Annotated in this window: 10 protein-coding genes and 3 pseudogenes; 1 reads left to right on the top strand and 12 read right to left on the bottom strand. The window is 41.3% G+C overall.

The genetic code is table 11. The annotated features are described in order from the left end of the window. The first annotated feature begins 34 nt into the window (after positions 1-34). On the top strand, positions 35-226 hold the full coding sequence (locus tag EL076_RS03025) for a PspC domain-containing protein (protein WP_126429196.1): 192 nt from the start codon (positions 35-37) through the stop codon (positions 224-226). Between the two features lie 71 nt (positions 227-297). On the opposite strand, the gene EL076_RS03020 is transcribed toward EL076_RS03025, so the two are convergent. The 12 genes and pseudogenes from EL076_RS03020 to fni form a co-directional block, all read right to left on the bottom strand. Next, the gene (locus tag EL076_RS03020; protein ID WP_048787987.1) at positions 298-1356 is read right to left on the bottom strand and encodes a DUF3114 domain-containing protein; all 1059 of its coding nucleotides are present in this window, start codon (positions 1354-1356) and stop codon (positions 298-300) included. 29 nt (positions 1357-1385) lie between these two features. Further along, a pseudogene (locus EL076_RS10470) lies at positions 1386-2276 on the bottom strand (alpha/beta hydrolase). 48 nt (positions 2277-2324) lie between these two features. Then, positions 2325-4271 carry a threonine--tRNA ligase gene (gene thrS, locus EL076_RS03005; RefSeq protein WP_048787990.1) on the bottom strand — a complete coding sequence of 649 codons (1947 nt, stop codon included), beginning with the start codon at positions 4269-4271 and terminating at the stop codon, positions 2325-2327. 55 nt (positions 4272-4326) lie between these two features. Continuing rightward, a pseudogene (locus EL076_RS03000) lies at positions 4327-4650 on the bottom strand (MazG-like protein). Between the two features lie 332 nt (positions 4651-4982). Continuing rightward, positions 4983-6305, bottom strand: a complete 1323-nt coding sequence (locus EL076_RS02995; protein WP_126429194.1) for a glycosyltransferase family 4 protein — start codon at positions 6303-6305, stop codon at positions 4983-4985. Beyond that, positions 6306-7304, bottom strand: coding sequence for a glycosyltransferase family 4 protein (locus tag EL076_RS02990; RefSeq protein ID WP_126430138.1), 999 nt, complete (start codon positions 7302-7304; stop codon positions 6306-6308). A gap of 232 nt (positions 7305-7536) precedes the next feature. After that, positions 7537-7965: pseudogene (gene tnpA, locus EL076_RS02985) on the bottom strand (IS200/IS605 family transposase). A gap of 254 nt (positions 7966-8219) precedes the next feature. Then, entirely contained in the window at positions 8220-8912 is a 693-nt protein-coding gene (locus EL076_RS02980; RefSeq protein ID WP_126429192.1) for a 5'-methylthioadenosine/adenosylhomocysteine nucleosidase, read from the bottom strand. Between the two features lie 67 nt (positions 8913-8979). Continuing rightward, positions 8980-9240 carry a cell wall synthase accessory phosphoprotein MacP gene (gene macP / locus EL076_RS02975; protein ID WP_003094623.1) on the bottom strand — a complete coding sequence of 87 codons (261 nt, stop codon included), beginning with the start codon at positions 9238-9240 and terminating at the stop codon, positions 8980-8982. 3 nt (positions 9241-9243) lie between these two features. Beyond that, on the bottom strand, positions 9244-9792 hold the full coding sequence (locus EL076_RS02970; RefSeq protein WP_126429190.1) for an NUDIX domain-containing protein: 549 nt from the start codon (positions 9790-9792) through the stop codon (positions 9244-9246). Positions 9793-9867: 75 nt separating this feature from the next. After that, positions 9868-11250, bottom strand: a complete 1383-nt coding sequence (gene glmU / locus EL076_RS02965) for a bifunctional UDP-N-acetylglucosamine diphosphorylase/glucosamine-1-phosphate N-acetyltransferase GlmU (RefSeq protein ID WP_126429188.1) — start codon at positions 11248-11250, stop codon at positions 9868-9870. A gap of 553 nt (positions 11251-11803) precedes the next feature. Beyond that, entirely contained in the window at positions 11804-12811 is a 1008-nt protein-coding gene (fni, locus tag EL076_RS02960; protein WP_126429186.1) for a type 2 isopentenyl-diphosphate Delta-isomerase, read from the bottom strand. Positions 12812-12830: the final 19 nt, after the last annotated feature.

Below are 12830 nucleotides of genomic sequence, written 5' to 3'. Positions count from 1 at the left end.
TATGATATAATAAGGCCATACGGAGGTAAATCATATGAAAAAAGAACTCAGACGAGATCCTAACAACAAAATCATCGCCGGTGTTTGTTCTGGTATTGCTAAATATCTTGATATCGTTCCTGTCATTATTCGCCTCATCTGGGCTGCAGCGATTTTCTTATTTGGAACAGGTTTTCTTTTCTACATCATTTGCTGGATTATTATCCCAGAAGAAAGCAAGTGGTAAGTTACAATTGAATATACAAAAAGTGACACAGATCTAAATTCTTACCATTTAGGTCTGTATCACTTTCTTTTTTATTTTTTCAAGCGGAAAATCAAATAACTGATATTAACAAGGAGTAAAACACTCCAAAGAATAAGGAAAGGAATATTTCCTCGGACAGCATTGTGCCAAATACCTAGGGCGTATAAGGCCATAAATACTAGTGATCCTAGAACGGCTGTCCCTTTATTGTTTTGTGGTTGTTTAGACATATGAACCTCCTTTGTTTGCTTTTTCTGAACTGGTTTAAAGCCATAAACCATGGCGAGAAAAAGTCTGGCTTGACGTTTGACATCATTAGCCAAAGATCTGTGTGACTGGGCATAGATACCATTTGGATTGTAAAAAGACTTGTCAAAATGCTCAGGCTCTTTTCGGCCCCACTTCTTTCTCAATTTGTTGGGTGATCGAAAGCCCTTGGTCATCCGATTACGAAAGGCAGGATCATGTGGTTGAACCGGCTCCACATCCAGTTGCCAGTGGCGTTTGAAATTGCCATAGTTGAAACTAGCACCATTAACCACTCCACTCTCAGTCACCTGCTCCGCATCGACCTCATTGAGAAAATTTCCCTGACTATCTAGAATAAACTCTACACGATTATAGAGGAGAATCTTGAGATTAACACTAGGAATCCCATCTGGATAAATCCCCTTGCCATCACAGATAGAAATCTTTTGGTGCAGACGTCCCTGATCAAACATGGTGAAAGGCTTCCATCTTAGATAGACAGCTAAAGCTTCTTTGTCTGTCATCCCTGTTTTTTTATAATGTGTCCGTACATACTGGGCCTGTTGACTAGAAATAAGGTAACGTAACTGATGGATTTGTCGCTCAATAGAGAATTTTTTAGATAAGCTGTCCTCAGGAAAAGCCAAATCTACTAACCTGGCAACATCCTTCCAGAAAGCATCATGAGGCGCCAAGTCAGGGTCAAAATAGGATAATAAACGCTGAGTTTCCTCTATCTCCCCAGATAGATCCTCTGGCATCTCTATATAAGCAAGCAATAACTCCAGCACCTGCAGTGGCTGGTATTCCTTTTGCCATTCCTTCCATAAGCTAGAAAAGGCTTTTGAACCAATGAGCATCACATTTCTCCTCAATAACATCAGTTAGTTTAATCAGTGGTCACCTTTATGAAGTCCTCTATCTTAGCAACTACCTCTTTGGTGTGATAGTGATAAAGATAACGTGGGGCATCATAAAAAGTCAGTTCGATATTTTTCTGGTCCTTTGCAAATCTGGCCGCATAGTTTCGCCACTCCTCCTGGCCAAATCCAGTACCCTCACCATTCGAGACCATCAGTAAGGTGGGGATTTGTGAATCTATCTTAGCATCAACCTTTTTATCCTTTCCCTTAACAGATAGACTCTCATTAACATAGCTTGTGACAGTATTTGACGATAAGCTATTCGTTGATAGAGGCGTCGGTCACTGCTACTTAGATTTTCATTAGGCATATATAAGCGATTTGGTAGATACCTTAATAGACCTAATTGACTTTCCCAACGAGCCATAGATAACATCTGGGGATGCATTTTTATTTGATAGTAACTCTCTGGTAGAGCCCAATCTAAGACAATGACTGCCTGGATTTCACTTGGATATTTTTCTTGCCACAAAAGAGTTTCTAAGGAGACCATCGAATGAGAAAGAATAATATAAGGACCTGATACTTGAGGCTTGGCTAGGGCTTGACGTGTCTCAGAAACATCTCTGGACTTAGACGTGTCCTCACTGTAACCATAGCCAGCTCTTTCAACAACGACGATCTTGTACTCCTTTGAAAGCCCATCATACAAGTCTTTAAAATCTAGAATTGGCGAGGCCGTTCCTGCCCCCTTACAAAAACGCTCATTTTGTGTCCATTGACAGCTACCATCCTCCCTAAAGGGCTAAGAGACCCTTCTCTCTTTGCAAGCCCAATCTATGGTAAGTAAAACTAGCCAGTAACAAGAACAGAACTAATCCCAGCAAAAATAAAAGTCTTTTCCTAAAAACGTGCATGGTTTATCCTACTAAAAAGTCAGCTAGCTTAGCTAACCGACCCTTTTTTTATTCGGCATCTGGGCGTGATTTGCGAGCGATATCAGCAAGGATATTTTCTACAAATTCTGACACAGTTTCAGTGTGTGTTTGTTTTTGTCCATAGCGACGAACGTTAACAGTTCCGTCTTCCATTTCCTTATCACCAACAATCAATTGGTAAGGAATTTTTTGCGTTTGAGAAGCACGAATCTTGAACTGCATTTTTTCATTACGTTCATCCACTTCGGCACGGACACCACGATCACGAAGTTCCTTAGCCACTTTCCATGCGTAGTCTACGTGTTTTTCGTTAGATACTGGAATAAGGGTTACTTGATGAGGGGCAAGCCATGTTGGGAAAGCACCCTTGTAGTTTTCAATCAGAATAGCTGTGAAGCGTTCCATAGTTGAGATAACCCCACGGTGAATCATGACTGGACGGTGTTCTTCCCCATCAGCTCCGATGTAGTGAAGGTCAAAACGTTCTGGAAGCAAGAAGTCCAACTGAATAGTAGAAAGAGTTTCTTCCTTACCAAGAGCAGTCTTAACTTGGATATCCAATTTTGGTCCATAGAAGGCTGCTTCTCCTTCGGCTTCATAGTACTCAACACCCATATCATCAACAGCCGCTTTCAACATGCGTTGCGCATTTTCCCACATTTCATCGTTATCAAAGTATTTGTGTTTGTCTTCAGGATCACGGTAAGACAAGCGGAAACGATAATCTGTCAAGTTAAAGTCTTCATACACATCGATGATCAATTGAAGGATTTTCTTGAATTCATCTTCGATTTGTTCTGGAGCAACGAAAGTATGTCCATCGTTAAGTGACATTTCACGAACACGTTGAAGACCTGTCAAAGCACCTGATTTTTCGTAACGGTGCATCATACCGATTTCAGCGATACGGATTGGCAATTCACGATAAGAGTGGACATGGTGTTTGTAGACTTCGATGTGGTGTGGGCAGTTCATTGGACGAAGGACAAATTCTTCCCCATCTCCCATATCCATTGGAGGGAACATGTCTTCACGGTAATGATCCCAGTGACCGGAAGTTTTATAAAGTTCAACTGATGCAATTGGTGGCGTATAAACGTGTTGGTAGCCTGCTGCTACTTCTTTATCAACGATATAACGTTCCAACTCACGACGGATAGTCGCACCATTTGGCAACCAGAATGGAAGCCCTTGACCAACTTCTTGAGAAATCATGAACAAATCAAGCTCTTTCCCAAGTTTACGGTGGTCACGTTCTTTAGCTTCTTCAAGGCGTTTAAGGTAAGCCTTGAGATCTTTTTTATCGAACCAAGCTGTACCGTAGATACGTTGCATCATAGCATTATCGCTATTTCCACGCCAGTAAGCACCTGCAACATTCAAAAGGTGGAAGACTTGAATACGACCAGTTGATGGCACGTGTGGACCACGGCAAAGGTCAACGTATTCACCTTGACGGTAGATTGTCAAACCACCTTCGTCTTCTGAGTGTTCTTCAATCAATTCCAATTTATATGGGTCATTTTTGAAGATTTCACGCGCCTCGTCTTTAGTCACTTCTTCACGGATTGATGGGAAGTTTTCCTTAACGATTTTCTTCATTTCTTCTTCGATACGAGGAAGATCTTCGTTAGAAATTTGACCAGCTTCATTGTCAGTATCGTAGTAGAAACCATCTTCGATAGCTGGACCAACACCCAAGTGGATGTCTGGGAAGAGGCGACGAGCTGCTTGTGCAAACAAGTGAGCCGCTGAGTGACGCAAAATTGGAAGGGCATCTTCGTGATCAGGTGTCACGATTTCGATGCTTCCATCTTCAGTGATAGCACGTGTAGTATCAATCAATTTACCGTTGAATTTACCAGCAAGAGCTTTCTTAGCCAAAGAGTTACTGATAGATTGTGCAATTTCAAAAGTTGTCACGCCAGATTCGAATTCACGAACAGCGCCATCTGGGAAAGTAATGTTAATCATAATTTTCTCCTTTTATTAATTCATAGTTTCTAAGCATTGACTTTTGAATATCAGACTACTTCCTAGTCTTAATATTCAACTGCTTTTCTTTATCAGAGAGGAAGTTTGCCATTTCCGTCTGAATGTCTATATCCAAACATTGAGAAAGCTCCACTAGCCACCAGATATTTTCTGAAAGTTTTCGTTCCAGTGTGTAGGGTGTTTCATCATAGTAGCGTCCTTGCTTGGTCATCACTAGTCGTTGGAAATTTCCAATATCATTAGATAAAGCCAAGAGGTCTTCTCCTATCGTTCACTTGGAATCATGATACTTAACTTCCAGCTCGTGATAAGCTTGTCGGATTGCCCAACTACGCTCCACTAATTCTTGCAAGTCCATAGTTAGACTCCTCATAAAAAAATTGCAACATCCTGAAAAGGACGTCGCAACGTGGTTCCACCTTAGTTCGTGTACGACAAAAAATAAGTCTGTCTTACACCTCTGATTGGCTCTAACGTGGCCACCGTTTTATGTTTGCATAAAAAATTTATCGAGTAGTCCCAATCATGTCCTCTGCGTGATTCCCAGCGACACACGCTCTCTGAAAGATTTCCCATGACTGATATGTCTCTATGCGTTATTATAGCATGAAACTGTAATTTTTCAAGCTAATTATCTCTTTTATTAATCAATTCTAAGATTTTATCTGACTAGGAAAATGTGAAGCTTTCCTAATCCAAAAGTTTTGTGATATTTCTGATTTTCTTAACCTGTTTGGCAGACCCTTTGATAATCCGAACAGAGCCATTGACAGGCAAGGTGATAGCCTTAGTTGGCAAATAAGTCACCATACGGGTCAAGCGTTTCATAGTGCTACCTTCACCATTAAGATCATTATGGAAATCCTTAGAAATTGTAAGGTCCAAGTAATACTCATAGACACGTTTTCCAAAGTTTTCCGCAGAAATTTCATAGAGCTTGTCGGCCCACTTAGTCTCGTCTTTTTCTGGCGTTGCAATGGCTGCTTCCAAAATGGCCCCAGCTAAATCATTATCATGATAATAAAGCGTTCCAAACATCTGGTCCGTAATCACATTATCCAAATAAAGATTTCCATGAGCAATGATAGGTGTGCCGCTCGCCAAGGCTTCCAGATAGGTCAAACCCTGAGTCTCACTGGTTGATGCCGAGATGAAGAAATCAGCAGCCTTATAGTAGAGAGCTGTTTCGCCAGGTGCAATCATACCTGTGAAAACCACCTTATCCAGAATACCAAGTTTTTTAGCTTGAGACTTAAGGTCTGGTAGGTAAGGGCCATCGCCAGCAACAACTAACCGAACCTTATTATCTTCCCCTAAAACCGAAGGTAGGGCCGCTAGAACTGCTTGGATATTTTTCTCATAAGAGACACGAGACAAGCTCAACAACATGGTTTCATCCGAAGCAATACCAAGCTTGGCTCTCAAGTCCGCCACATCTTCCTCAGTAATCTCTGGACGCTGGAATTTCTCAAGTTCAATCCCTGTTGGAATGACCCGTTTTTCAGCAGCAACCTTATACTTGAGCAAAAGGTCATAAACAATCTCACTCGGACAGATAACCCCATCCAGATCGCTCATAAAGCCACGAACAATGTACTTAACCATGCTCGGTCTAATAACCATACCTCTGGCAATATAGCGGACATAGTCTTCATACTGGGTGTGATAGGTGTGTACAACAGGAATCTTAAGTTCACGCGCAATGGCAATCCCTAGAAGCCCCAAGGAGAACTCTGTCTGCGTATGAATAATATCAAGCTTGTACTGTTTTGCAATCTCTAGAGCCTTAGAAAAACCACGATAAGCCACTCGGCGATCCTTAAAGGCAAAGAAAGGCACACTAGGAATACGAACAATCTGCCAGTCTTCATAGCGGTCAACATCTCTATCAGTCGTAGTAAAGATAAAGACACTATGCCCCATTTTTTCCAACTGCGTCTTCAGTGTGCGAATACTAGTCGCAACACCGGATACCTGTGGAAAATAAGTATCTGTAAACAATCCGATACGCATTTAAATCTCCAATACTTCTTTGTAGGCTTTAACAAGTTTTTGAGCGACATCATCAATCGAGCGACTTTCCGCAACCTTGTATCCTGCTTCACGCTTGTCCACTTTACCATCGATAATATCTTGTAAGGCCACTACAAATTCATCCACATTGTGCCCAAATGAGGCAGATTTCTCATCAACCCAGCCATCATAAACAGGAATATCACGCAAAACCACATGTTGGTGACTGGCAAAGGCCTCTAGCACTACGATTCCTTCGGTTTCCTCATAAGACGGGAAAAAGAAGGCGTTGGCACCACTCATAGCTCCCTGGAAGACAGCTCCCTTGAAATAACCTGGGAAGCTGACATTATCAGGATGCTTACCATTGACAATGTCTCGAATCTTTTTAGGAATTAGCCATTTACTAATACTGCCTAGCCAAATGAAACGAACATGTGGCATCTTCTCAGCAACCTTGACAAAATCTTCAATTCCCTTGCGTTGGAAGTAAAGACCTGCACAAATAACCACTGGCTGTCCTTTCTCGATACCAAAGTAATCTCGGAAAACTTCTTCCTTGCGTGGGTCCTTGCCGTATTTTTTCAGATCAATCCCGTTTGAAACAGCAATGATCGGTGTGGTAACTCCATAAGATTGAATCAATTTTTTGGAATACTCAGAAGGCGTAATCACGTAATCAGCCTTTTGATACATATGGGCCAAATATTTTCCAAAAAGTGGAGCCATGAGGTTAGAACCAATAAATGAATTTTCAAAGTCCTCACGTGTCGAATGACCATGCATGATGACCTTCTTACCACGACGTTTTGCTGCATGTAACAACATCAAACTGCGTGGTCCATAAGTATTGATATGAACAACATCATAATCACCCAAGATGTCTGTTGTATAGGGAATCCCCGCCAAGTCTAAGGCACGCATCTGATGGTGAAGAGCCCGTCCGATTCCTGATTTTTCAAGAACCGATTTTCCTTCAAGATAAAGTAGAACTTTCATACTCATAATTATAGCTTAATTTGTACGAAATTTCATCTTGCAGTTAACTTTATCTTGATTTCTCATTTAATGAGATAGGGTAGAAAAGCACAAGTCAAAACCACCCGTGAGAACGGGTGGCTTGCTCTTCGGCTGAAAGCCTCTGCTACCGGCCGAGGCCTAAAGGCCTACCGAATGGTTTCCCTTCAGCACCACCTTTGCTAGCTGACCCGTCTAGCGGGTCTCTTTAAGACTACTTTCTTTTATTCTTATCACCTGTAAACGAATCACATTCCTCGAAAATACTGAACTGATCTGCTATCATGTCCTCTTGTAATGGATTACGAATATATTCTTCAATTCGCTTCTGATTTTGCCCAACCGTATCAACATAAAACCCTCGACACCAAAATTTGCGATTCCCATATTTATACTTTAAATTAGCGTGTCGATCAAATATCATTAAACTACTTTTGCCCTTTAAATATCCCATAAATGAGGAAATACTTAGTTTCTGTGGTATACTCACCAACATGTGAATATGATCTAGGCAAGCTGCTGCTTCATGAATTTCAACGCCTTTTCTTTCACATATTAACCGTAAAATTTGACCAATACTTGCTTTGTATTTCCCATAAATTATCTGACGTCAATATTTGGGTGCGAACTCAATATGATACATAGAATTCCATGTAGTATGTGCTAAACTATTATTCTGTCTCAACAAAAATCCTCCTTTAATATATTAATTAGTGGTCGGGAAAACTTATCTAATATAACACTTTAGGGGGGACTTTTTTATACATCGCTAAAAACTTGTCGGAACCACGAGCATAGCTAGTGGTTTTCGTGACACAAAAAACTGCCATTCTCTTAAGAATGACAGTAGATTTTAACCTTATTAAGAAGGTGAGCCTTAAGACTCATTTATACTACTTAAGCAAGTTCTTTGAGAAACTCCACTAGGATCGCAGCTGATTGTTTACCCGCCTGAATAATGAATTCGTCAAAGGTAATATTAGCGTCATGGGCTGCTGTATCACTCATAGCACGGATAACGATGAAAGGTTTCTTGACACTGTGTGCAGCTTGAGCAATGGCTGCTCCTTCCATTTCCACGGCTAAGACTTCTGGAAAATGCCCTTTAATAGCATCAATCTTATCCTGACCCGCAATAAAGCTATCACCAGTCGCAATAAGACCAATTTTAGAGTCGATAGAGGCTTGAGCCAAAACCTTTTCAAAAGTCTCTACAAAGGTAGGGTCACTTTCAAAGTAAAGCGGCTGCATAGACATTTGACCATAATCATAGCCAAAGGCTGTCAAATCAACATCGTGGTAGGCTAATCTTAATGCCACAACCACGTCCCCAATCTTAAGTCCAGGCGCTACAGCTCCTGCAGAGCCAGTGTTAATGAGGGCATCAACCTCAAAGTGGTCTGCTAGAACAGCCACAGACATGGCTGACATGACCTTCCCTACACCTGATTGCACCAAAACAACATCATGTTTGCCCAAACGTCCTGTATAGTAGATATTGCCTAAAACAATTTCTTCAACTTTATTTTCCAATTGCTCCACTAGAAGCACTAATTCCTGCTCCATGGCAGCGATAATTCCAATTTTCATATAGTTCCTTTTTTACTTGTAATCTTATCAGAGTTCAGCAAATACATCCATCCAACTCACAGACTTTTTAGAAATAAAAGACAGCAACAATGAGAATAATCAAGAGGACAACAATCCAAAAGAGGATGCGATTAAGCTTGTGCTGAAATTGATTACGTTTAGCATTCTCAATCCGGCGGCTCTTGTATGCAGAAGGCTGATAATTAGCCTCATAGTCCTCTGCATAGAACTCTTCCTCGTAGTCCTGATAATAAGGATAATCCTCTAAGTCAATTTCCCCACGCTTGGCCTGCTCAATGACATCGTCAGTCAAAAGTGGCTTACTCATAACTTATTTTCCTCCAAAATGAAGTGCATAGTACTGGAGAGCAATGATGGTTTTAGCATCCTGAATAGCACCTGAAGCTACGAGTTCCATACACTCCTCATAAGTCAACTCATAAATTTCAAGAAACTCATCTTCGTCAAGTGGACGTGGATTTTCAACAGGCTGGAGATTTGTAGCAACATAGAGCCTAATTTTTTCATTACAGAAACCAATGGCTGTGTAAAACTCATGAATCAATTTAAGTTCACCCTTATACTGAGTCTCCTCTTCAAGTTCACGCGCTGCTGCAGCCATCTCATCGCCAGCCTCACCGACTTCCAGTTTACCCGCAGGAATTTCGTAGGAAACCGCCTCAATAGCCTTACGGTATTGCTTGACGATAATAATTTTCCCTTTAGGGGTAACAGCTAAAACGGCCACTGCTCCCTTGTGGAAAATCAGTTCACGACCAGCTGTCTTACCGTCTGGCAAGAGAACTTCATCCACTGCAACTTCAAAAATATGTCCCTTAAATTTTGACTCACGTTTGAGTGTTTTTTCTTCAAACTCCATGACTTGACTCCTTTAATCTATGACCCCAATATAAATCATCGCTCCTATAGAAGCAAGACTTAGATAGGCTTAAGCCTACTTTTGTTGGCTTGGGTGGTGAGGCTTCTTAGTAGCATAGCCTTCTTTATTGACCTGACGGCCGCGTCCAATAGCTACACTGTCAGCTGGAACATTATCCGTAATGGTTGAACCTGCTGCTGTAAGTGCATTGTCCCCGATTTTAAGCGGTGCAATCAAAGTTGAATTGCTTCCGATAAAGGCGTTGTTAGCAATTTGGGTCTTGAATTTATGTTGACCATCATAGTTTACAGTGATCGTCCCTGCACCAAAGTTAACATCAGACCCAACTTCCGCATTACCAATGTAGGTCAAGTGACCAGCCTTAGTATTTTCACCGATAGTAGAACCCTTAACCTCGACGAAGTTACCGATATGAGCGCCTTCTTTGAGCATTGAATCCGGACGAATATGGGCAAATGGACCAATGGTAACACCTTTTTTAACCACTGAATGCTCAATCATAGAGTTGGTGATAACAGTATTGGCACCGATAGTTGAATCAACAATATAAGTCCCATTGGTCAACACTGACTCTGCTCCGACTTTAGTTTGTCCTTTAAGAGTAACATTAGCTTCAACCACAACGTCCGGTGCAATTTCCACATCTACATCAATGTATGTCGCATTTGGATTTTGGAAAGTAACACCATTAATCATGTGAGTCTTGTTAATACGACGACGCATAACATCTTCTGCCGTAGCTAGGGCAACACGGTCGTTAACTCCAAGACTTTCTTCAAAGTCACGAAGGGTAAAGGCACCTACCTTTTCACCATTTTCACGGAAAATAGAGATGACGTCTGTCAAATAGTATTCCCCTTGAGCATTGTTAGTATTAATATTTTTAAGCGCTTCGAAGAGACGTTTATTGTCAAAGACATAAGTCCCTGTATTAATTTCTTTAACCTGTTGTTCAAACTCATTTGCATCTTTTTGCTCAACAATCTTAGTGACTTCACCATTTTCATTACGGATGATACGGCCATATCCAAATGGATTGTCGGCAGTTGCAGTCAAGATAGTGGCAATATTTTTGTGATTAACGTGGAAATCAATAAGGTTTTTAAGGCTTTCACCGGTAATCAAAGGTGTATCCCCAGCGATAACAAGCGTTCGTCCTTCAAGTCCAGCCAACTCTTCTTCAGCCATCATTACTGCGTGACCTGTCCCCAACTGCTCTGTTTGCATAGTGAAGGCAGATTGACCATCCAAAACCTCACGAACAAGCTCAGCCTTGTGACCAATAACAGTAACATTTTTAGCTGGTTCAATAGCTGAAACTGCACGGAAAACATGCTCAAGCATAGTGATGCCTGAAACCCTGTGCAATACTTTTGGAAGATCTGATTTCATGCGAGTTCCTTTACCCGCAGCAAGGATAATAGCGTAATTACTCATTTTCTTTTTCCTTCTTAATATTTTTTTGTAATGCTTTCTTTCGTGACGGTCTTAACCTTGAGCCCCAAATCTCAGGATCTTATCTTCCCACTGGGATGGCCAACTAAAGAAAGGAGAGCTTGAAAAAGCACAATTTCTCATTTATGAGAAAATATATCTTTCAGAATAATCGTTTTTAACGGCGTCTGATTATCTATAATCGCCCTATTATACCATAAATAAGAAAGTTTTGGCAGAATCGACGGTATTGAAAAAAGAGCTGACGCTCTTTTTAAAATAATCTTTTTTTAGACTTTCCTGAAGTGAGTGCGGACGTCAGCGATCTTCTTCGAATCTCCATGACTAATTTTTGAGCCCCTTCACTTTTTAATTTCTAGGCTCAGGCTAAAACAGTTACCCAAACTGTTTTACTCTCAAAAATTCCGAGTTCTTGAAACACTAGTGTTTCAAGAACTTTTCTCACAGCGGAAAGTCTCGTTAAATACTCGTTTAAATCAAGTCTAAACAAGATTAGAGTTACTTATCCTTTACCGGGGTTAAAATGCTATCACCTTTATGACTTCTCTTGTTTGACATAAGTCCCTTGTAACTTGCCATGTAAGATGTAATCTACAGATTTGAGCTCATCAATAGTGCAACAATCAAGGGCACACATGATGAGACGAAGGTCATCCTTCCAGTCATTGATAATAGCCACAACTTTATCCACAGAATAACGTTCCACCAATTCAAGGACTGTTCGCGATAGACCTACGCCTTTTGCTCCTAAGACCAGACATTTAACCATATCAAGTGGATTGCGCACTCCGCCAGAGGCTAGGATTTCCACATTATCACGAAGGTCTTGGGCTTGCAAGAGGGTCTGAACAGTGCTTTGTCCCCAGTCATTGAGGTAATCACGGTTACCGCCTCTACTATTTTCAATATAGGCAAAGCTAGTTCCACCACGACCTGAGATATCCACAGTTTTGATGCCCTGAGACATGGCGTAACGAATGGTTTCCACATCCATACCAAAGCCGACCTCCTTAAGCACTAGAGGAACCCCTATTTTCTGTGCATAAGTCGCTACATTTTCCTTCCAAGTGTGGAAAATACGCTCTCCCTCAGGCATGAGAAGCTCCTGCATAAGATTAACATGGAGCTGTAAAAAGACTGGATCCATAGCTTCCACCGTCTTAAGCCCCAGGTCCACAGACTTATCAACACCGATATTGGTCGCAAGATCTAAGTCTGGAAACTCTTGACGATAGTCAAAGGATTCTGGTGCCTCTCCTTTTAGAGCAGCACTGTAGGAACCCGTCACCATGAGAATACCTGTTCGGCTGGCTACCTCAGCTAGTTTTTGATTGACAGCGCCACCTTTGGCCGAACCACCTGTCATAGCATTGATATAAAAGGGAAATTTCCAATCTCGTCCCGCAAAATGTGTGGACAAGTCAATCTGATCTAAATCATAAGTTGGCAGAGACTTGTGGATAAGTTCCATATCGTCAAAACTATTGTAGGGCGACTGGTACTTAAGGGCATAACGGATGTGATCGTCTTTACGATTTGTCATAGGTTATTCTTTACTTTCT

Origin of the sequence: Streptococcus vestibularis (genome assembly GCF_900636445.1) — a bacterium.
Taxonomy (GTDB): domain Bacteria; phylum Bacillota; class Bacilli; order Lactobacillales; family Streptococcaceae; genus Streptococcus; species Streptococcus vestibularis.
The sequence above is the reverse complement of the archived record's forward strand: the minus strand, read 5'-3'. Positions and strand labels throughout refer to the sequence as shown.